Origin of the sequence: Rothia sp. HMSC068E02 (assembly GCF_001813565.1) — a bacterium.
GTDB lineage: Bacteria > Actinomycetota > Actinomycetes > Actinomycetales > Micrococcaceae > Rothia.
In genome coordinates this window covers 938147-959802 of record NZ_KV812882.1, presented here as the reverse complement: position 1 = coordinate 959802, position 21656 = coordinate 938147, and the positions used below count along the sequence as shown (strand labels likewise).

The window sequence follows — 21656 nt, the reverse complement described above, 5'->3', positions numbered from 1 at the left end:
AGCCCAGTAGAGCGAGGAGAAAGTACCCATGGCAGAGCCTTCCAGCTACCGCCCCGCCCCCGGCGAAATCCCCACCGACCCGGGTGTTTACCGTTTCCGCGATGCCGACGGCCGCGTCATCTACGTGGGTAAGGCGAAGAACCTGCGCAACCGCCTCAACAACTATTTTGCGTCCCCGCAGACGCTGAGCCCGAAGACCTACGCGATGGTGCATACGGCGGCGAGCGTTGAGTGGACCGTGGTGGCGAGCGAGATGGAGTCCCTGCAGCTCGAATACACCTGGATTAAGGAGTTTTCGCCGCGCTTCAACATTGCGTTCCGCGACGATAAGTCGTACCCGTGCCTGGCGATTACCGTCAATGACGTGTACCCGCGCGCCATGGTGACCCGCGGCGAGCGCCGTAAGGGCGTGCGCTATTTTGGCCCGTATTCGCAGGCGTGGGCGATTCGTGAAACCCTGGATGCGCTGCTGCGCGTCTTCCCGGTGCGTACCTGCACGAACGGCGTGTTTAACCGCGCAAAGAATAGCGGCCGGCCGTGCCTACTCGGCTATATCGATAAGTGCGCGGCGCCGTGCGTGGGCAAGATTAGCGCCGAGGAGCACCGCAAGTTGGCGCGCGGGCTGACCCGGTTTATGGGTGGTGGCGCTGAGAAGCATATCGCCCAGTTGACCGCGGAAATGAAAGCCGCCGCAGCTGATATGGACTTTGAGCGCGCCGCGATTCTTCGTGACGATATTGCCGCGCTGACTAAGGCGTTTGAGCGTAACGCCGTGGTGCTTGGCGCGACCGTGGATGCCGACCTATTCGCCTACGCGGAGGACGACCTGGAGGCGTCCGTTCAGGTGTTCTTCGTGCGCGGCGGCAGGATTCGTGGCCAGCGCGGCTGGATTGTGGAGAAGGTCAACGACAGCACCGACGCGCAGCTCATCGAGCAGCTGATCGCGCAGGTGTACAGCGATATCGCGGCGAGCCTCGCCTCCCAGAAGGACGCCGAGAAGAGCCTGAACAGCTACGATATTCCGCGTTCCGTGCTCGTGCCGGTGGAGCCCGAGAATAAGGAGCAACTGGCGTCTTGGCTGGCGGAGGTGCGCGGCGGCCCCGTGGAGATTAGCGTCCCGCAGCGCGGCGACAAGGCAGAGCTCATGAAGACGGTCGCCGAGAACGCGCGCCAGTCGCTGACCCTGCACAAGAGCCGCCGTGCCGGCGATTTGACCACCCGCAGCGCCTCCCTTGTGGAGTTGCAGGAGGCGCTGGAACTGCCCGACCCGCTGCTGCGCATCGAGTGCTACGACATTTCGCATGTGCAGGGCACGAACGTGGTTGCCTCCATGGTCGTCTTTGAGGACGGCATGCCCGCGAAGAACGCCTACCGCACCTACAGCATTACCGGCGACGCCGCGCGTGACGATACCGCCAGCATGTACGACGTCATTACGCGCCGCTTCAAGAGGCACCTGGCGCAGCAGGCGGAACGCGAAGCCGCGCCCGTGCACTCCGGCGAGATTGACGCCTCCACGCCCGAGCCTGCGAAGTTCGCCTACCCGCCGAACCTGGTGCTCGTGGACGGCGGCCCGCCGCAGGTGGCTGCCGCATCCGCCGCGCTGAGCGACCTGGGCATTACGGACGTGTACGTCGCCGGCATCGCTAAGCGCCTGGAGGAACTGTGGCTGCCGGACGACGACTACCCGGTCGTGCTGCCGCGCACCTCGCAGGCGCTGTACCTGGTGCAGCGCATCCGCGATGAGGCGCACCGTTTCGCTATCACCTTCCACCGTTCCAAGCGCGGTAAGGCGATGGTCGCCTCCGCCCTGGATGAGGTGCCCGGTCTGGGCGAGGTGAAGCGTTCCGCGCTGATTAAGCATTTCGGGTCGGTGGCTCAGATTAAGCAGGCGAGCGCCGAGGAGCTGACTGCGGTGCCGGGTATCGGTCCGGCGTTGGCTCAGAAGATTCTTGCGGCGCTGACCTAATCCTCTGGCTGGCGCTGGCCTAAGTGCCTGCTGGCGCTGACCTAATCCTCTGGCTGGCGCTGGGTGAAGGCCCGCCCGGGGTGTGAACGTAGCACCCCGCCTCGTAATGGCGCTTAACAAACGTGTCATAATTGAAGGAAACCGTCATCATTACGAGCGCGCTATCTTCGCGCGCCCTCAACCAGTAGAGTGGAAACCGTGAGTAATAACCATCTGCGCCTATTCACCAGCGAGTCGGTGACTGAAGGCCACCCCGATAAGATTTGTGACCAGATTTCTGACGCCATCCTTGACGGCATCATCGCCCAGGATCCCGCAGCGAACGTTGCTGTGGAGACCATGGTGACCACCGGGCAGGTGCACGTTGCGGGTGAGGTGACCACCTCCAGCTACGTCGAAATCCCCTCCATCGTGCGCGAGACCATTCTGGGCATCGGCTACGATTCCTCCACCCGCGGCTTCGACGGCGAGTTCTGCGGCGTGTCCGTGTCCATTGGCGAGCAGTCCCCGGACATTAACGCCGGCGTGTACGAGTCCCTCGAGGTTCGTCAGGGTATTGCTGCTGACGAGTACGACCGCCAGGGTGCGGGCGACCAGGGCATCATGTTCGGTTACGCTTCGAACGAGACGAACGTGCTGATGCCCGCCCCGATTTGGCTGGCGCACCGCCTCTCTGAGCGTCTGACCAAGGTCCGTAAGGACGGCCTGCTGACCGAGCTGCGCCCCGACGGCAAGACTCAGGTGACCCTCGGCTACGATTCGAACAACGTGCCTGTCTCCGTGGACACCGTCGTTGTTTCGAGCCAGCACACCGCAAGCTACGACCTGGCTGACCTGCGTGCAGATATTGAGAAGCACGTTATCGCACCGGTTCTGGGCAGCGTCGAGCTGGATTCCTCCAACGCTAAGTTCATTGTGAACCCCGCTGGTCGCTTCGTTCAGGGTGGTCCCGTGGGTGACGCGGGCCTGACCGGCCGCAAGATTATTGTGGACACCTACGGCGGTTCGGCTCGTCACGGTGGTGGCGCGTTCTCCGGTAAGGACCCGTCGAAGGTGGACCGTTCCGCAGCGTACGCAATGCGTTGGGTTGCGAAGAACATTGTGGGTGCCGGTCTTGCCGACCGCGCCGAGGTTCAGGTTGCGTACGCTATCGGCCAGGCAGCGCCGGTCGGTCTGTACGTTGAAACCTTCGGCACCGAGAAGGTCGACCCGATCAAGATTGAGAAGGCTGTGCATGAGGTCTTTGACCTGCGCCCGCTGGCAATCATTAACGAACTGGATCTGCGCCGCCCGATTTACAAGAAGACCGCAGCTCACGGCCACTTCGGTCGTACCGAGCCGGAATTCACCTGGGAGCGCCTGAACCGCGTGGATGCACTGCGTTCGGCAGTGTCCTCCTCCTAATATCTGTCAGGGTAGAGGAGCACGCTGATTCGGGTGACTCAGAGCAGTTCTGAATCGAACTTTTCGGCACCGTTGGGTGCTCAGCAGGAATCCCTGCAACAGCTTGACCTGTTGCAGGGATTTCCTGCTCTTCGTGATGCCCTGATTCCAGCTGCCCCGGAGCCGGTGAACGTTGCCGCCGAGTTGGAGGCGAGCGGCGTGCCGAACCCTGTGGCGCGTGTGCGCGTGGATAGCACCCTGCCGCAGGTGGACCGCACGTTTGATTACCGCGTGCCCGCCGAGCTGAGTGAGGATGCGGTGCCCGGCGCCCGCGTGCGCGTGCTGTTCAACGGCCACGAGATGACCGGCTACATTGAGGAGCGCACCGCCACGACTGATTGGACGCGCACCTCGCTGCTGCCGCTCAAGTCGGTGCTGTCGCGTGTGCCCTCTGTTGCGCCCGAAATTTTTGCGCTTGCCGAGGCGCTTGCTGACCGTTACGCCTCCACGGTGGCGAACGTGCTACGCCTGGCGGTGCCGCCGCGCATTGCCGCGCTGGATAAGAAGTACGCGCCTCTTCTGCCGGGGTACGAGTCGGCGTATTTGGGTGATTCTGCCCCGGTAAGCACTTCCGATGCTCCCGAGAACGCGGCTCCGGAGCACGCGGAATCTGAGCCTTCTACCGCCGCCGCTGCCTCCAGTGCCGCTGTCTCCAGCGCTACCGACCCGTACGCGTGGCTTGCCACCCCCGGCGCGCCCGCACCCTTCGTGCTGGACCCGCCGGCGCTGAACCCGGACGCGCCGGATGCCGCCTCCGTCTTCTCTGATTACGAGAACGGCGCGGAGTTCATTGAAGATGTTGCTGCCGGTGCTGCGACTCGCGCCGTGATGACGGTTCTTCCCGGCCACCTGGAGCACACGTGGGCGGATGTTTTGGCGACCGCACTCGCGGCTGCTGCTACCAGTGGTCGCGGCGCTATTGCGGTGGTTCCGACCGCTAAGAACCTGGATCTTCTGGAGGCGGCGCTCGCCGAGCGTCTACCGGCTGACGCGTTTGTGCGTTTGAGTTCTGATTCGACTCCGCATACTCGCTATCACGGTTTTGTGAAGGCGCGTTTGGGTCGGGTGCCGGTGGTGATTGGTACCCGCGCGGCGGCATACGCGCCGGTGGCGAACCTGGGCCTGGTGGTGTGCTGGGATGACGGCGATTCTTCGCTGGTGGAGCAGCGCGCCCCGTATTGTCATGCCCGTGATGTGTTGCTTCTGCGTGCTTCTGCTGAGAATACTGCGGCGCTGTTTGCCGGGTTCAGCATGAGTAGTGAGGCGGCGCGTCTGGTGCGTACCCGTTGGGCGTCTCATGTGCGTGCGCCGCGTGCGTTGGTGCGTGATTATTCGCCGCGTATTTTTTCGACGGGTTCGGAGTTTGAGTTGGCGCGTGACCCGTTAGCGGCGATGGCGCGTATTCCGCACCTGGCGTTTGAGCATGCTCGTCGGGCGTTGGCGCGTGGTCCTGTGTTGGTGCAGGTGGCGCGTAGCGGTTATATTCCGTCGTTTTCGTGCGAGCGTTGCCGCATGCCGGCGCGTTGTGGCGAGTGTAGGGGGCCTTTGTCGGTGGCTTCGGGTTCGTCGGTTCCGTCGTGTTCGTGGTGCGGTCATTTGGCGCAGCAGTGGCGTTGTTCTGAGTGCGGTTTTACGCATTGGCGTTATTCGGCTGCGGGTGCGACTCGTACTGCTGAGGAGCTGGGTCGTGCGTTCCCGAATGTTCCGGTGATTTCTTCGGCGGGTGATCATGTGCGCGCGTCGGTTGGTCCTGAGCCTGCGTTGGTGGTGGCGACTCCGGGTGCTGAGCCGGTGGCTTTTGGTGGCTATGCAGCGGCGCTTCTTCTGGATGCCGATAAGATGCTTCGTTTTGATTCGTTGCGTGCTCCGGAGGCGGCGTTGCGTCGCTGGTTGAACGCGGCGGCATTGGTGCGTCCGGCGGCTCTTGAGGGTACGGTGGTGACGACTGCTTCGCCGTCGCCGGTGGAGCAGGCGCTGGTGCGTTGGGATCCGGCGTGGTTTGCTCGTCAGGAGCTGGAGGAGCGCGCTCAGACGGGTCTGCCTCCGGCAGTTCGTACGGCTGCGGTGACCGGTGCGGAGGCGGATGTTCGCGCCTTCATGGAGGAGTTCTTGGGCTCTTCTGCGTTGCCGGAGCGGGTGCGTGAGCAGTTGCGTATTGTGGGTCCGGTTCCTCTGGATCAGGGGTATTTTGCCTGGTCGGAGTCTCTTGAGGAGGATTCTGAGGAGGCGCCGGTTCAGGGCGATTGGCGTACCCTGATGTTCTTTTCGTACGGCATTGCCCAGCAGGTGACCCGTGAGTTGCGTGCTACGCGTGCAACGATTGCGGCGTTGAAGAAGAACGTGGGGGAGCGGCCGGTTCAGATTCGCTGTGACGGCCTGGACGTGCTGTGATTTTCTAGTCGTGCTGTAGTGTTCTAGTGAGGGGCGGTTTTGCCCCGGGTTGGGCGTTGGCACGCGGGTTTGCGGGCGCGCTGTGCGCAGAGGCGAGGAGGTGAGAGGCGTGTCGAAGGTGCCTCATCTGCTGAAGGGTAGTGCGCTGCCTGATGGTGAGCAGCGGCGGCTGGCTGAGTATGCTTCTGCGCATCCGAAGAGTGCCCTGCACCGCAAGGGTCAGCATCATGATGCGGCGGTGCTGCTGGTTCACGGTATCGGCTACCAGAATCACGGCGAGACGCTCGCGTATTTTGGCAAGCCGGTGGCGCATAGTGTGCAGACTCTGCTGGCGCTGAACACGGATTCTGTCGCGCTCTCCGAAGAGAACCCCGCCGCGGAGGATTCTGCGCGGGTTCGTGTTGAGGTGATTCCTGACGGCGATACCCTCCCGCTTGCCGCCGAGGTGAACCCGCTGAGCCACCACAGCGAGTTGACGTATTCGTTGACGATTGAACGCACGGAGTACCCTGCTGACCCCTGCCGACCCGGTTGAGGAAAGCCCGCAGGTTGAAGAGAACTCCGCGCAGGAAGAACCCGCCGAAGCCTCCGAGCCCAAAGAATCTACAAGAATCAGTCTGCCGAAAATTGAACTTCCGAAGGTTGAGTTGCCCAAGGTCGAGCTGCCCAAGGTGGAGTTGCCAAAGGTAGAACTTCCTAAGGTGGAACTCCCTAAGATTGATCTGCCGAAAATTGAGCTTCCCAAGGTAGAGCTCCCGAACATCGATTTCCCGAACATCGAGCTGCCGAACCTTGAGCTTCCGCGCCTGCCTCAGCCGAAGCCGCGCCCGGTTCGCACGGTCACTCGCCGCAGCCTCCTTTTTCAAGAGGGCTTCTGGCGGCCCAGGCATTACCGCCCGTTGAAGGAGCATTTGCCCTGGTTGGCGACGGTTTTGCCGCTGTTTTTGATGTTCTGCTTCTACTACGAGCGCCCCGGCGCGACCTGGCGTGAGCGTGCCGGGCACCTGCTACGTTCTACGGCGCGGTTTGTGAACGTGGCGCTGTGGCTGGTGCTGGCGGCTATGGCGCTCATGACGTTCCGCGATGCTTTTGTGGCGTCCCTGGGCACTCCGCAGGGTGCATTTACGGGTCTGGCAGCGGCACTCGGCCTGGGTATTGTGGGCTGGGTTTTGGCTCGTCGTGCCCGTGAGCTGTGGGCGCTGGTGAAGGCTATTCCGACGCAGCTGATTCAGACGGCAACCAGCCCGGAGTCGCGCGATTTGGAGCGTATTTATGCGCGTCTGGATCGTCAGCTGGACGATTTGAGTTCCCGTAGCGATGCGGTGGGCATTATTGCTCATTCGCAGGGCGGGTATTTGAGCTATGAGTTGCTGCGTCGTCGTGCGGCGGCGGGTAAGAAGCCGATTCGTTTCTTCTACGGCCTGGGTAGTGGCGTGGTCCCGATTAGCATTATCGCTAGTGACCGCAACGACATTCCGGGGCACCTGGATGCCGCGGGCGGCTACCGTAACCGCGCCATGCTGCTGTGGGTGAGCGCGGTTGCGGCGTTCTCCTGGCTGGTGGAGGCATCCCTGCTGTTTGGTCCGTACCGTTCGCTGCTGCACTATACGATGCTGGTGCCCCTGGCGTTGAGCGTGGTGCCTCTGGTTGCGAGCGTGCCGGGTGCCTTCAAGGGCAGGGCGCGTATTGGCCGCAAGAGCGCCCGGGAAAGCGCCTCCTCAACTACCTCGGTAAACACCCCGGAAGACGTGCGTCTGGTCAACCCGTACGGCACGCGCGCCTACGTGAAGTGGCTGATTCCGTTGCTTTTCGTGCATGGCGTTTTCATGCTGTACGCGGTGTTCATGCTACTGCTGGCTCAGTTGCGTGTTGAGGGCGCGGTTCCTGAGCTAACGCCCGCTTCCGTGGCGTTTTGGGGCGCGCTGATTCTGGTGCTCATGATGTCGGTGCGTAGCGCCTGCCACCTGTATGTGCGCGCCTACGCGCCGATGTTGCAGGATCTTGATGTGGCTGACCGGTGCGAGATTTCCGCTCGTGGTGACAGTATTGGCAGGTCGAATATTACTCAGCCCGCCGATGTGGACGTCAGCTTTGTGACCCTGCCGGGCCCGTCGGTGAATAGTCACATGCAGTATTTTGATGCGTGTTCGCCGGTGCCGTTGATGCTTTCGCACCGTCTGGTGCCGCACATGATGCCGGAGGGTGAGCAGGCGCAGAAGGCGGCGGCTTTTACCGATATTGGTGCGGAACTGAACCGCGGTTTTGCGCGTGTGAAGAAGCTGATGCGCACCATGCATTACGGGCTGTATGCGGTGCTTCTGCTGATGCTGTCGGTGCTTCTGAATGTGGCGTCGCCGGTGAGCCTGTCCGCGTTGACGGGGCTTGATACCTCGCGCCTGCATTCGGAGGGATTTGACCGTCTGGTGGCGGATGCTCAGCAGCTGCGCGAGCAGGCGGGTTCTTCGGATCTGCTGCTGTGGATTCTGGTCAGCATTTTTGTGGTGGAGGCGCTGCTGATGATGGTGCTTTCGCCGTGGACTCAGCGGCGTTTGCAGCGTGCGTTCATGATGCGCAAGGTGGACCGTACGGGTCAGCTGAGCGAGTTCAATCCTTTGCCGATGGTGACTGCTCTTCTGGGTCTTGACGGTGACGAGGACGATGACGAAGATGAAGCCGTGGCGAGCGCAGGGGAGAAGGGCGCGTCGCAAACTTATGCAGTCCAGACCAGTACAGCACAGGCGAACGGGATGTAGATTAGTCCCGTTCGGTGGGGGCTCACATCCGCCATTTTATGCACCTTTGTGCATTTAGTGGTTGATGGCAGCTCTAGGTGCTCCTAATTAGCGTAGTCTCCGTATCCACGGTAATATATTCAGCACTGCGGATACTATTTCGGCGCTTGTCGAGGTGGTATTGGCGGTATCTATCACTCAACTTCGCGCACGCTTCACAACCGTGCGCACCAACGAAAGATGAATACTGGTGACTCAGACTATGATCGCCCCCGCATACGAACCTGCATGCGGCGGGTCTGCTTCTGTACACAATTACGGCGTCATGCACCCGGACCCCGTGTTGCTTTCCGATATGACCAGCGCAGAACGAGGAGCTGTTTACCGCTACTTGGCGCGCTTCGCTGAGCTGGATGACGCAAAGATTTTCTACGCGTACGGTCACGCTTACGAGCTGGCTCGTAAGGACGCTGAACGTGGTCTCTACGCAACTATGGCGTAGCCTGCATAATTAGCTTTGGAAATGCTGCTGCACTCCTCGTGAGTGCGGCAGCATTTCTGCTTTTCGGGCTGACTATTTGTTAATAGCCTCGCACTACGGCACAAGGAAGAGTAGCTTAATGTTTTGATGGGAAGAGACGGGCAGGAAACTTCACTTATTGCTCCTGTGTTTAGTAGCTCTTAGTATGACGGGCGATGAATATCCTGTGCAAGAAGGATAAATGCTTGTGGATGTACTCTTCAGACTGGAGCTGGAGGAGAGCTGTTCTATAATGAGTGAGGCTGACAACTGGTTGTCAGCTGCAATCGTTTGATTTAACACTCGTTTACACCTATTTTCAAGGAGGAAAACTATGGCAGATACGCCGCAGGACTCAGGGGAGCCTCTGGGTGAGGATACTGGTTCGGTTGCTGGTTCATTAGACAACCTACCGGAATCTTCAATGACTAGTGATACTGGGGAAACTACCGCAGAATACGACCAGGCTATTTTATTTATTCATGGAATCGGGGACCAAAAACCAGGTGATACTTTCAAAGCTATGGTTAACCCCCTTAAGAAAGAATGGGAAAAAGATGGGTTAAAGATTGAAGCATTAAATAATAAATCTAAAAAAGGCCAAGTTGGTAAAAAATCACCTCTCGTAGAGTCTGATATTCAGCTATCAGGGGCTTACTCTAAAAAAGTCGCATTGCGTGAAGTGTATTGGCATGGAGGAGAAAACGATTTTTCAACGACATCATCAAAGAGAAAATTTCGAAACAGATTAAAAAAAATAAAATTGATGCAAAAGGCAGCCAGGAAGAAATATTTAAAATATATTTCAAATAAATTTTTGTCGTGCTTGGTAGATAATATTTTAATCATATTGGGTGTTATTCAGATATTTTTCTTAAAGTTGCTCCAGTTTAGGCCATCAACTATTGCACTCATACTAGTTTCAGCATTTTTACTATCTGATTTTAGCTCTGTAAATAAAATATCGCAAGATGACGGGCACGAAGATAGTATAGTTGCTGTCTATAATGCTATACGTCCATTTATTTCCTTATTATTTGGGTTGTGGGTCGTTTTTGTTATATTTTATAATTCTGCCATGATTGGCAAGTTGTACGGACAGATTAAAGCATGTTCCGCGGGCTCCGATTCTGCAAAAATAGATAGAGTTTCAAGCAACATAATGAATATTCTAAATAAATCGAAAAATGTACTTATTGTGGCTCATTCTATGGGGGGCTACTTATCGTATGAAGCATTGTCACGTCAATCTACGGTAAAATATTTGGAATCCAATAGTAGTAAGCGTGTTTCTCTTTGTGGGTTGGGAAGCGGCCTTGGTCCAATGCTTGTTATAAAAAAATATAAAGAATCATATTTAGTCACCAAAATTATATTTCCAGTAATTTTGGTTTTTGCATTTTTTCTATACGCTACTTCATGGATTAACCTCTGGTATAACTTAATTATTTTATTTTATAACCCTTCACTGGGGTCGCGCTTTTACTATCTCCAGAACTGGAAGTTTAAGCCAGAGAAAAAAATAAGCATAGATTTTTGCCACTTCAATTTTTCATATGATTTGACTTTGATTAGTTCTGCATATATGGTGATTTTTTGCATCGCCATGTTGGTGATTTGCAGAATTTTCGTGTTAATCCTCAATTTCATTTACTATAATCCTAGAGTTCCAAATTTCAATTCTTTAAATACAAGTAGCCATCGTGAATTCTACTATGTTTCTGACATTGTTGGAAATACTTCAAGATTTGCTTATTCAAATAAAGTTGGGCAAGAGATGCTCGGTAATCCAATCTTTTCCGACAAAAACGGTGAAAACACCCATCTGGGCAAGTTTCTCTTGGAGGTTGTGTATAGAAGATTCATTTATTCCCATAATATGGAATACTATTTTAAAAGCGATCGTTTAAATAAATTTTTGAAAGATTGTTCTTTGTCTGGGAATGATCCAAAAGTTTTCTTATCTAAAGACTATAGTTCTTGGTGGCTGTGGGGAATCTATTGCCTGGCTCAAGTTGTTGGAACTTTTTTGTTCTACGTTATTCTTGAAGATTCTAATCGGAATGAATCTTCTTTAGTTTGGATTGCCGTAGTCTATTTTCCGTTAATCATATTTTATTCCTGGTTGCTTTATTGTGGGGGGTATATACTTTATAACCTTATTAAAATGCTTGAACTTCGATTTTACCGTCGGTACCCTAGTCTGGTAGGGGCAGGAACATTGAATGATATGACCGTTGCGACAGCTATAGACAAGAATAATTTTCCTGTATATGGATTTTTTCAATTTATAGTAGTGTCTCTAATACCTCCTTTTGCCACTTTGTTCTCTTCTACAATATTTGATTTTTTTAATTACTTGATTAAATTTACATTATTTATTTTTGCTTCTTTGATATTGTTCTACTTCGTGAAAAAAATTTTTTTGGTGAAATTCAAGAATAGAAAATAAATGCAAATCTATAAATCAGTTTACGTGCATGGTTTCTTTATGGAATTATGCACGTAAACTCATTTTGAATGAATAATGGGATAATTTGCGTATAGGATATAAATAACTTGAAGGAGTCCATCTATCAGAGTGTATGCTCTTGCATATTGAAAGACTCTTGGGTAGTTTAGAGATATCACAACCACTACTGCGAAGAGACTTCTGGTGATCTCCGTAGGTTCTTTTCGCGGTGTTGCCTCCGGTAGCGTCTGCATTGTTGCGGCGCTGCCCTAAGAAACGCCCTAAGGAAAGGTACTCACCGATGAGTTTCACCAATATCACCTCTGATTACGAGCCCGAGTTCGGTAGTTCGGCACCGAGCCGCGACAACGGCATTACTCACCCGGACCCTGTGCTGCTGTCCTCGATGACGAAGGCTCAGCGTGGTGCGGTGTGCCGCTACCTGGCTCGTTTTGCTGAGCTGGATGACGCGAAGATTTTCTACGCGTACGGTCATGCGGATGAGCTGGCTGCGAAGGAAGCGGCTCGTACCGGTAGCTTTGCTACGGTCTAAGGATTTCTGCTCCGGTGTGGTGCGGTGAGGCTGCACCTTCCGGATGCGCCCTCAGGGTGCCCGAGCTCTGCGAGGGCGGGTTCCCTGCGTAGGCGCGGAGGAAGTGTGTAGCGAACCGCCGCTGCACATCGTTTGCTGTACGCCGCATGTGCCGCCCGGCAACCACAAACTAAATATGAGAAAGCCGCCGCACCCTCCCGAGTTTCGGGGGAGTGCGGCGGCATTTCTTTGCCCAACGCAGGCTCTAGAGCCCGCGCACGACCTCCAGCAGTTTGAGTGCCGAGTCGCGCCAGGAGTAGCGGCGCACATCCGACAGGCCGTCAATGATCACGCGCTCGCGAACGGCGGTGTCCTCCAGGGATCGGATAGCCTTCACCCAATCGGCGGCGTGCGCCTCCGGGGCACCGTCAACCGGCGCGAACACGGCGTGCGGTGCGATTTCACGGAAAATCGGGATGTCACTAATCACCGCGGGGCAACCTGCCGCCTGCGCCTCGACCACGGGCAGGCCGTAACCCTCCTCGCGGGAGGCAGTGACCAGGGCGTGCGCCTGGCGGAGTAGCTGCTGGTACTCCTCGTCGCTCACGCCGTTGTGCACCTCCACGTTCTCGCCGATGAGGCGCTCGTCGGTGAGCTGCACCAGGCGCTGCGGCGGCATCTTTGAGAGCAGGTGCAGGCGGTAATCCGGCAGGGAACGCATCGCCAGCAGCAAGGTTTCTACGTTCTTGTACGGCATGAACGAACCCATGTACACCAGGTGCTTGACGGGCTGCTCTTCGCGGGTGGTGGCGCGTTCCAGCGCGGTCTGGCGGGAGACGACGCTGCCGGGCTGCGGGGCGTTGGGCACCACGAACAGCGGCTTGGTGGTCAGCTCGTGCTCACGAATCAGCGAGGCGGTCGACTCAGAAACCGTCACGACCGCGTCGCCGTGATTGAGCAGAAAACGCTGCGGGGTGTAGGTCTTGTGGAAGAGCCGCCAGCCCACGCGCACCGGTGCGGGCAGGAACCCGGGCGGGGTCGGGTGCGAGTAGTAGATGAGGTCGTGCAGGGTGAGGATCAGCTTGAACTTGCGTCCGGTGGAGCCGATGGTCTGCATGGGGGAGAACACCACATCCGGCGCGTACTTGTTCAACTGCAGTGAGGCGGTCGGTTCGAGGGGGCCGGTGGGCGAGCAGATCTTCACGTGCGGCAGGTCGGGCAGCATGTCCAGCTGACGCTCGTCACTAATGATCATGGTCAGGTCGAGGTCGGCGGCGGCTTCGTCACCGGTGTCGATGAGGGTTTTGAGTGCGCCCAGCAGGGACGCAGTGTAGCGGCTGATGCCGTCGTGGAAGCCGATACGGGTGTATCGGGCGTCAACCATGAGTTTCATGTTGGTTCCTTACTTCTCGTTCCCTTAGTGGTCGGCGGCGAAATCGGCGATGAGTTCCGCGGCGCGGCGAGGGGTTTCGTAGTGGATGAGGTGCCCGACTTCGGGGATCATGTCCAGGCGCTCGCGGGCACCGGTCGAAGTAGCGGGTAGGTCGCGGGAGGTCAGCGTCGCGTACATGGCGCGAGCTGTTTCGGGGGTGCCCAGGTCGTCGTCTTCAGCAACGAGCATCTGCACGGGTACTCGGATGGCGGCGGCGTATTCGGCGGCGGTGTGCGTAATGGACGCTTCGTAGGCGCTGAGCACTCCGCGGCGGGAGCCGAAGGAGCCGAAGTAGGCGGCGTGCTGGCCGTTGATGAAGCGGCGCATTGCTTTGTCTTTGGTGCGCATCATGACTTCGCTGGAGGCGCGGGTAATCAGCTGTGAACGCAGTAGCGGGTAGCCGATTTTTTCGGGTAGTGCCGCGCCGGTGCGGTAGTAGAGGGAGGCAAGACGCGAGGCGACGCGCTGGCTACCTTCAAGGGCGGGTTCGCTAATGGGGTTGATAAGGGAAAGCAACGCGAGCGAGTTCGGGTGTGCGGCGGCGAAGGCGCTGGTGACGATGGAACCGAAGGAGTGGCCGACCACGTGCAGCGGCAGGGGGCGTGCATCCTCGCGGGCGGGGTTGATATGTTCCACGAAGTCGTTCAGCCACGCCACGTACGCGTCGATGCTGTCCTCACCCAGGGTGCTTTCGGGCAGGTCTGCGGAGCGGCCGAAGCCGGGCAGATCGGGGCTGATGATGCTGACGTTCGGGATGAGCTTCAGCAGGTAGTTCGCGATGATTTCGAGACCGTGGTGGTCGCCGCGGAAGCCGTGCACGAGCAGTACGGGGTAGGAGCCTTCGGGAAAGACTCCGTCGTTCATGCCTTTGCCGTACTGCCAGTAGCGGGTCATGACCGCCTGCGCGCCGTCACCGATGAGGGCGTCGTGGCGGGTGCCGGGAATGAGCGGGCCGGGCACACCCTCAAGAATCGAGGTGTTGGGGGAGTCCGGGGTAACGGTGGAGGTCATGGGTACCTTTCGCGGGTTGGGTACTGGGACGGCAAAGTCCCGTTCTTAATTCTAGGGGAGAAGCCTGAAAGGGCTCTGAAACCCGCCTGCCGCATCGTGGTCGGGCGGGTGGTAGGGCGGGCGGTGCCGTCCATTTGGTAGTCGGGGCGGCCTCAACTCTGGCGCGGTGCTGGTTTCGCGCTACACTTGGAGGGTTAAGTTTTTATCAACCTGTCTTTATTTAAGGAATCGCTGTGTCTGCTCAGGTAGAGACCGAACGCAACGAAAATGCGTACGACTTCCGCGCTATGGAAGCCAAGTGGCGCCCCTACTGGGACGAAACGAAGGTTTTCCAGCCCACCGGTCACGCACCCAAGGGCCGCAAGTATGTGCTGGATATGTTCCCGTACCCCTCCGGTGACCTTCACATGGGTCACGCGGAGGCATTCGCTATTGGTGACATGAACGCCCGCTACTTCAAGCAGTGCGGCTATGATGTTCTGCACCCGATTGGCTGGGACTCCTTCGGCCTGCCCGCTGAGAACGCAGCCATTAAGAACGACACTCACCCCAAGGAGTGGACGTACAAGAACATTGAGACTCAGGCTGAGTCCTTCAAGCGTTACGCTATTGCTGTTGACTGGAGCCGCCGCCTGCACACCTCGGACCCCGAGTACTACAAGTGGACTCAGTGGCTGTTCGAGCAGTTCTACAAGAAGGGCCTGGCGTACCGTAAGGACTCTATGGTCAACTGGTGCCCCAAGGACCAGACCGTGCTCGCGAACGAGCAGGTTGTCAACGGTGCGTGTGAGCGTTGCGGTACTACCGTGACTAAGAAGTCGCTGAACCAGTGGTACTTCAAGATTACTGATTACGCACAGCAGCTGCTGGACGACATGGAGCAGCTGGAGGGCAAGTGGCCCGACCGTGTTCTGCTCATGCAGCGCAACTGGATTGGTCGCTCCGAGGGCGCTGAGGTGCGCTTCGAGATTGAGGCGACCGAGGACCAGGCTGCTGAGTCCTTCACCGTGTTCACCACCCGCCCGGACACCCTGTACGGCGCAACCTTCATCGTGGTTGCTGCGGATGCGGCGTTCGCCGAGCAGATCGTGGCACCCGAGCACAAGGCTGCCCTGGAGCAGTACCGCGAAGACATTAAGGCACTGAGCGACATTGACCGCCAGTCCTCCGACCGCGAGAAGACCGGCGTGTTCACCGGCCGCTACGCGATTAACCCGCTGACCGGCGCGAAGCTGCCCGTCTGGGCTTCTGACTACGTGCTCGCCGACTACGGTACCGGCGCGATTATGGCTGTGCCCGCGCACGACCAGCGTGACCTCGAGTTCGCCCTGAAGTTCGACCTGCCCATCGTGAAGGTTCTGGACGTTGAGGGTGCTGAGGACCCGGCTACCAGCGGTGTTGCCGCAGCTGGTGACGGCGTGCTCATCAACTCCGGTGAGCTGACCGGCCTGCCGAAGGCTGAGGCGCTCGCTAAGGCTATTGAGCTGGTTGAGGCTGCCGGCACCGGTGAGGGCAAGGTCATTTACCGTCTGCGTGACTGGCTGCTGTCCCGCCAGCGTTTCTGGGGCACCCCCATCCCCGTGATTCACTGTGAGGATTGTGGCGAGGTTCTGGTTCCTGAGGATCAGCTGCCGGTGCTGCTGCCCGATAACCTGCGCGGTGAGCAGCTGGCTCCTAAGGGCCAGTCGCCTCTTGCCGCTGCCGATGACTGGGCGATTGTGCCTTGCCCCGAGTGTGGCAAGCAGGCTCGCCGTGACTCGGACACCATGGACACCTTCGTGGATTCCTCCTGGTACTTCCTGCGTTACGTTTCCCCGAACTACGACAAGGCTCCTTTCGACCCGCAGGCTATGAGCGAGTGGGGTGCCGTCGACATGTACGTTGGCGGTGTGGAGCACGCTATTCTGCACCTGCTGTACGCACGCTTCTTCACCAAGGTTGTTCGCGACCTGGGTCTGATCAAGCACGATGAGCCGTTCAAGGCGCTCATGAACCAGGGCCAGGTGCTCAACGGCGGTAAGGCTATGTCCAAGTCGCTGGGTAACGGCGTGAACCTGGGTGAGCAGCTCGACAAGTTCGGTGTGGACGCTATCCGCACCACCATGATTTTCGCGTCCCCGCCCGAGGATGACGTGGACTGGGCGGATGTTTCCCCGTCCGGTTCGCAGAAGTTCCTGGCTCGCGCATGGCGTGTGGCTCAGGACGTCACCAGCGAACCCGGCGTTGACGCAACCACCGGTGACCTGGAGCTGCAGAAGCTGATTGCTCGCACCGTGCACGAGGTTCAGGGCCTGCTGGAGAACGGCAAGTTCAACGTGGTTGTTGCGAAGACCATGGAGCTTGTGAACGCTACCCGTAAGGCTATTGACTCCGGTGCTGGTGCGGCTGACCCTGCTGTCCGTAAGGCTGCTGAGACTATCGCTATTCTGCTGTCTCTGTACGCACCCTACACCGCTGAGGACATGTGGCACGCTCTCGGCCACGACACCCCGGTTCTGACCGCGGGCTTCCCCGAGGTTGACCCGGCTCTGCTGGTGGATGACACCGTCACCGCTATCGTGCAGATTAAGGGCAAGGTCAAGGCTCGCCTGGAGGTTGCGAAGGATATTTCCGAGCAGGAGCTTCAGGAGCTGGCTCTGGCGGATGCCGCTGTTCAGCGTTCGATTGGTGACGCCGAGATCCGCAAGGTGATTGTGCGTGCGCCTAAGCTCGTGAACATCGTAATCTAAGCTTCTTAGATAAAGTACAAGCCCCGCTGTGGCTTCGGCTCGTTCAACGGAACGAATCCGGAGGCGCGGCGGGGCTTTGCTGTACTGCGGTAGTGATGAGTGCCATAATGTTCAGGGAACGCTAGGAGAGGGTTCGTCATCGAATCATGCACTGACGAACCGGAAGAAGGGCCGGAATATGGAGCGAGAGAATAAAGCAGAGAACCGCATTGCCGTGGTGACCGATAGCGCCGCCGCCCTCGACCCGGAGCTCGTGCAACGCCTGAGCGCTCGCGGCAATTTCGTGATGGTTCCGATGCCGGTGACTATTCGCACGCCCGGTGAGCCGGATCGTCAGCTGCAGGATCTGACCGCCGCCGAGGTGGATGAGGCGATTATGCTTGCGCACGTGATGGGCCAGACGGTGAGCACTTCCGGGCCCGCGCCGGGCGTGTTTGCTGATGTGTATGACGAGTTGGCGTCGCGAGGTTTTACGCATGTGGTATCGGTGCATCTGTCCGGTGAGCTCTCGGGTACGGTGGAGGCGGCACGTACCGGCGCCCGCCTGAGCCGCCTGGGTTCTCAGGGCGTGAGCGTGGTGGATAGCCGCACGGTCGCCGGTGCCTACGGTCATGCGGTGGTGCGAGCCCTGGAGATGCTGAACTCTGCTTCCTCTGATTTTGTTCCGAGCCCTGACTACCCGAGCCCTGACTATCCGACTGCGGGGCAGCTGGTGGACTACATTCAGTCCGTCTGCGAGCAGTCCACGCTCTACTTTTATATCCCGACCCTGGATGCGTTGCGCCGCGGTGGCCGTGTTTCCCCGGCGTTGGCGATGGTGGGGCAGATGTTCCAGATTAAGCCGATTGGCACGATTACCGAGGGCAAGCTGGCGTATGTGGAGCGCCCCCGCACTGCGGCGCGCGCCCTGGAGCGCCTGGTGGAGGTGACGGTGCAGGCCTGTCGCGAGCATCGGCATGCGGCGGCGCTCAACTCTGCCTCCGTAAGCTCTGTTGCCGCCGACCCCGCTAGTTCTTCGCTTGCCGCAACCCCGCGCGGTGAGGTGGTTGCGGTACATCATGTGGGCAACGCGGCGCAGGCGGTGCAGCTGTATGAGCAGGTTCAGCAGATGCTGGGGGAGAGCTCCCTAGTTCATGATGCCGCCGCTTCTTCGGCGCCGGAGTTTTTGATGAGCGCGCTACCGCCGGTGCTGTCGGCTCATTCGGGTTTGGGTGCTGTGGCGCTGGTCGTTTATTAGGATCGTGCACTAGCCGCCTTCCGATGTGCCCATGCTGACCCCGTGTTGTGTGTCTGCGAGTGCACTCGTGCAGTGTTCTTGTGCGGTGTTTTCGTATGATGCGCCGCGGGCGACACGAAATATGCTCAATTTTGTATACCGGGAGCGTATTTAGCCCTCTTTAAGGCTGTGGTGTGTCTTACTTTGGGGTCGTCTGTTTTTGGGTGAGAATTTGCACCGTGTGCGAGCGTATCGGGTGTCATTGAAACCCATTCGCAGGTGAAAGGGTATTTTTTACCCTCAGATTTTGCCTTGATATGGCGCGGTTTTTAGCAAATGTGTGTTTCGTGTGTGTTTATGTTGCCCTGACCGTATCGCAACATTTTCTAGGGGCGAACACAACGTAAAACAACAGAAAACAACGGGTTTTTGCTGGTTTTTATGGCGCAACTCACAAAAATTTCTTGATGGAACACACCAAAACACACACAAACTAAGGTAGGATTGTTACCAACAACGGCGGAACGCACCGGGCAACATAGAGCACGGACAAATCCGACAAACCAGAGCCCACAAGGCATCGGATTTGTACACCGCCACCAACGCACTGACAAGGAGATACTCCAGTGACTGTACGCGTAGCAATCAACGGCTTCGGCCGCATCGGCCGCACCTTCTTCCGCGCAGCTCAGACCGAGGGCGTCGGCTTCGAGATCGTCGCAATCAACGACCTCACCGATGTTGAGACCCTGGCACACCTGCTCAAGTACGACTCCATCATGGGTCGCTTCAACGCAGAGGTTGAGGTCAAGGAAGGCGCGCTGGTTGTTGACGGCAAGGAAATCAAGATCCTCGCTGAGCGTGACCCCCAGAACCTCCCCTGGAAGGACCTGGGCGTTGACGTAGTCCTCGAGTCCACCGGTTTCTTCACCGAAGGCAGCAAGGCAAAGGCACACATCGAGGCTGGCGCTAAGAAGGTTATCCTCTCCGCTCCCGGTAAGAACATCGACGGCACCTTCGTCATGGGTGTGAACGACGACCAGTACGATGCAGCTAACCACCACATCGTCTCCAACGCATCCTGCACCACCAACTGCCTCGCTCCGATGGCTAAGGTCCTGAACGACGCATTCGGCATCAAGCAGGGTCTGATGACCACCATCCACGCATACACCGCTGACCAGCGTCTGCAGGATGCTCCCCACCGCGACCTGCGCCGTGCACGCGCAGCAGCTGTGAACATGGTCCCCACCTCCACCGGTGCAGCAGCAGCTGTTGGCCTGGTTCTGCCCGAGCTGAAGGGTAAGCTGGACGGCTTCGCAGTCCGCGTTCCCACCATCACCGGCTCCATCACCGACCTGACCTTCACCGCTGAGCGCGAGGTCACCGTTGAGGAAGTCAACGCAGCAGTCAAGGCAGCAGCTGAGGGCCCCATGAAGGGCATCATCAAGTACAACGAGGATCCCATCGTGTCCAAGGACATCGAGGGTGAGCCCATCTCCACCGTCTTCGACGCACCGCTGACCAAGGTCATCGGCGACCAGGTGAAGGTTATCGCTTGGTACGACAACGAGTACGGCTACGTTGCACGCCTCGTGATGTTCACCAACAAGGTTGTGGCATCCCTCTAAGCCCCAATAGGCTTGCGACGCTCATCAAGTGTAAGCGTCACCCCGCGTAACTAACGCATAGTGAACCCCGGCACCACCGCATCAAGCGGGGGAGTCGGGGTTTGCTGTACCAAGACCCTGTGTAAGGGTCTTAATAAAACCCCAAAAACGTATAAACATACTATTTTCCGTCGCCCTTTTTGGGTCAAAAATACCGTAAGAAAATAGCTGATAGAGAGTGTGAATATCCGCGATATTCTGCGGAGAAACACCATCTAAAAACTATTTACTAGGCTGTCATTCACCCTAATGTTCGGTATGATGGAAACGGTATATAAACCCACCTATCCAGGAGGAATTCCTATGGCTAAGGCACTGTCCGAACTGCTCGAAGAAGGCGTCGCAGGCCGCCACGTTCTCGTCCGTTCCGACCTGAACGTACCCCTGAAGGACGGCGTTGTCACCGACGATGGCCGCGTCCGCGCATCCCTGCCCGTCATTGAGAAGCTCGCCAAGGCTGGCGCACGCGTTATCGTGACCGCACACCTGGGCCGCCCCAAGGGCAAGGTTGACCCCCAGTACTCCATCGCACCGGCAGCTGCACGCCTGGCTGAGCTGGCATCCGTGCCCGTGAAGGTTGCAACCGACCTGGTAGGCGAGGACGCAAAGGCTAAGGCAGCAGCCCTGGCTGACGGCGAAGTTCTGGTCGTTGAGAACGTCCGCTACGACGCACGCGAGACCTCCAAGGATGACGCAGAGCGCGGCGAGTTCGCTGACGAGCTGGTCGCACTGACCGGCGAGAACGGCGCATACGTGAACGACGCATTCGGCGCAGTTCACCGCAAGCACGCTTCCGTCTACGACGTTGCTAAGCGTCTGCCCGCATACCTGGGTGACCTGGTGAAGAAGGAAGTTGACGTTCTGGCTAAGACCCTGAACGACCCCGAGCGTCCCTTCGTTGTGGTCATGGGTGGCGCTAAGGTTTCCGATAAGCTCGCCGTGATTGACAACCTGATCGGTAAGGCTGACACCATCCTCATTGGTGGCGGCATGGGCTACACCTTCGCATACGCACAGGGCTACGAGGTTGGTCAGTCGCTGCTGGAGAAGGACCAGGTCGAGAACGTTCTGCGTTACCTGAAGGAAGCTCCCGAGAAGGGCACCGAGATCATCACCGCAGTTGACGTTGTTTGGTCTGACGCATTCTCCGCTGACGCTAACACCGAGATCCGCCCCATTGAGGATCTGACCGGCGGTAAGCTTGGTGCAGAGGCTGAGGGTCTGGACATTGGCCCCAAGACCCGCGAAATCTTCGCTGAGAAGATCAAGGGCGCAAAGACCATCTTCTGGAACGGCCCCGTTGGCGTGTTCGAGATTGCTCCCTTCGCTGAGGGTACCCGCGCGGTGGCACAGGCTATCGTCGACTCTGACGCATTCTCCATCATTGGTGGTGGCGACTCTGCTTCTGCAGTCCGTAACCTGGGCTTCAAGGATGAGCAGTTCGGCCACATCTCCACCGGTGGTGGCGCTTCCCTCGAGTACATTGAGGGTAAGACCCTGCCCGGCCTGGAGGCACTGGGCGCCTAATCTGGGTGCACAGATTTAGTACACGGTTTTAG

The 21656-nt window shown here is 58.0% G+C and carries 14 protein-coding genes; 12 read left to right on the top strand and 2 right to left on the bottom strand.

The annotated features are described in order from the left end of the window. Nucleotides 1-28 precede the first annotated feature (28 nt). The 8 genes from uvrC (at nucleotide 29) to HMPREF2919_RS05390 (ending at nucleotide 12060) form a co-directional block, all read left to right on the top strand. Nucleotides 29-1969, top strand: coding sequence for an excinuclease ABC subunit UvrC (gene uvrC, locus HMPREF2919_RS05420; RefSeq protein WP_070666691.1), 1941 nt, complete (start codon nucleotides 29-31; stop codon nucleotides 1967-1969). 198 nt (nucleotides 1970-2167) lie between these two features. Further along, on the top strand, nucleotides 2168-3373 hold the full coding sequence (gene metK, locus HMPREF2919_RS05415) for a methionine adenosyltransferase (protein ID WP_049353130.1): 1206 nt from the start codon (nucleotides 2168-2170) through the stop codon (nucleotides 3371-3373). Nucleotides 3374-3406: 33 nt separating this feature from the next. Next, entirely contained in the window at nucleotides 3407-5803 is a 2397-nt protein-coding gene (locus HMPREF2919_RS05410; protein WP_070666688.1) for a primosomal protein N' family DNA-binding protein, read from the top strand. A 109-nt stretch (nucleotides 5804-5912) separates the two neighbouring features. Continuing rightward, nucleotides 5913-6338: a hypothetical protein gene (locus HMPREF2919_RS05405; RefSeq protein WP_070666685.1), complete on the top strand. Its 426-nt coding sequence runs from the start codon at nucleotides 5913-5915 to the stop codon at nucleotides 6336-6338. Further along, on the top strand, nucleotides 6295-8556 hold the full coding sequence (locus HMPREF2919_RS05400; RefSeq protein WP_246824053.1) for an aconitase: 2262 nt from the start codon (nucleotides 6295-6297) through the stop codon (nucleotides 8554-8556). Before HMPREF2919_RS05405 ends, HMPREF2919_RS05400 begins: the two co-directional genes overlap by 44 nt. A 229-nt stretch (nucleotides 8557-8785) precedes the next feature. Continuing rightward, nucleotides 8786-9037 carry a hypothetical protein gene (locus tag HMPREF2919_RS05395; RefSeq protein WP_049327135.1) on the top strand — a complete coding sequence of 84 codons (252 nt, stop codon included), beginning with the start codon at nucleotides 8786-8788 and terminating at the stop codon, nucleotides 9035-9037. A 352-nt stretch (nucleotides 9038-9389) separates the two neighbouring features. Continuing rightward, nucleotides 9390-11507: a hypothetical protein gene (locus HMPREF2919_RS09145; protein ID WP_141754841.1), complete on the top strand. Its 2118-nt coding sequence runs from the start codon at nucleotides 9390-9392 to the stop codon at nucleotides 11505-11507. Nucleotides 11508-11808: 301 nt separating this feature from the next. Then, nucleotides 11809-12060: a hypothetical protein gene (locus HMPREF2919_RS05390; RefSeq protein ID WP_049346313.1), complete on the top strand. Its 252-nt coding sequence runs from the start codon at nucleotides 11809-11811 to the stop codon at nucleotides 12058-12060. Between the two features lie 244 nt (nucleotides 12061-12304). On the opposite strand, the gene HMPREF2919_RS05385 is transcribed toward HMPREF2919_RS05390, so the two are convergent. Both HMPREF2919_RS05385 and HMPREF2919_RS05380 read right to left on the bottom strand, forming a co-directional pair. Next, a complete protein-coding gene (locus HMPREF2919_RS05385) occupies nucleotides 12305-13432 on the bottom strand; it encodes a glycosyltransferase family 4 protein (RefSeq protein WP_005506156.1) in 1128 nt (375 codons plus the stop codon). Nucleotides 13433-13456: 24 nt separating this feature from the next. Further along, a complete protein-coding gene (locus tag HMPREF2919_RS05380; protein WP_070666682.1) occupies nucleotides 13457-14482 on the bottom strand; it encodes an alpha/beta fold hydrolase in 1026 nt (341 codons plus the stop codon). 287 nt (nucleotides 14483-14769) lie between these two features. On the opposite strand from HMPREF2919_RS05380, the gene leuS reads away from it, so the two are divergent. The 4 genes from leuS (at nucleotide 14770) to pgk (ending at nucleotide 21624) form a co-directional block, all read left to right on the top strand. Then, complete coding sequence (gene leuS / locus HMPREF2919_RS05375) at nucleotides 14770-17211, top strand: leucine--tRNA ligase (RefSeq protein ID WP_193389291.1); 2442 nt, start codon at nucleotides 14770-14772, stop codon at nucleotides 17209-17211. Between the two features lie 178 nt (nucleotides 17212-17389). Beyond that, nucleotides 17390-18448: a DegV family protein gene (locus HMPREF2919_RS05370; protein WP_049349708.1), complete on the top strand. Its 1059-nt coding sequence runs from the start codon at nucleotides 17390-17392 to the stop codon at nucleotides 18446-18448. 605 nt (nucleotides 18449-19053) lie between these two features. Further along, nucleotides 19054-20058 (top strand): type I glyceraldehyde-3-phosphate dehydrogenase, encoded by a 1005-nt coding sequence (gene gap, locus HMPREF2919_RS05365; RefSeq protein ID WP_005506148.1) that lies wholly within the window; start codon nucleotides 19054-19056, stop codon nucleotides 20056-20058. 342 nt (nucleotides 20059-20400) lie between these two features. Next, on the top strand, nucleotides 20401-21624 hold the full coding sequence (gene pgk, locus HMPREF2919_RS05360; RefSeq protein ID WP_044150479.1) for a phosphoglycerate kinase: 1224 nt from the start codon (nucleotides 20401-20403) through the stop codon (nucleotides 21622-21624). The last annotated feature ends 32 nt before the right edge of the window (nucleotides 21625-21656 follow it).

Coding starts and splice junctions, on each gene's coding strand:
- uvrC (WP_070666691.1), top strand. CDS start 29: ATGGCAGAGCCTTCCAGCTACCGCCCCGCCCCCGGCGAAATCCCCACC.
- HMPREF2919_RS09145 (WP_141754841.1), top strand. CDS start 9,390: ATGGCAGATACGCCGCAGGACTCAGGGGAGCCTCTGGGTGAGGATACT.
- HMPREF2919_RS05390 (WP_049346313.1), top strand. CDS start 11,809: ATGAGTTTCACCAATATCACCTCTGATTACGAGCCCGAGTTCGGTAGT.
- HMPREF2919_RS05385 (WP_005506156.1), bottom strand. CDS start 13,432: ATGAAACTCATGGTTGACGCCCGATACACCCGTATCGGCTTCCACGAC.
- HMPREF2919_RS05380 (WP_070666682.1), bottom strand. CDS start 14,482: ATGACCTCCACCGTTACCCCGGACTCCCCCAACACCTCGATTCTTGAG.
- leuS (WP_193389291.1), top strand. CDS start 14,770: ATGGAAGCCAAGTGGCGCCCCTACTGGGACGAAACGAAGGTTTTCCAG.
- HMPREF2919_RS05370 (WP_049349708.1), top strand. CDS start 17,390: ATGGAGCGAGAGAATAAAGCAGAGAACCGCATTGCCGTGGTGACCGAT.
- pgk (WP_044150479.1), top strand. CDS start 20,401: ATGGCTAAGGCACTGTCCGAACTGCTCGAAGAAGGCGTCGCAGGCCGC.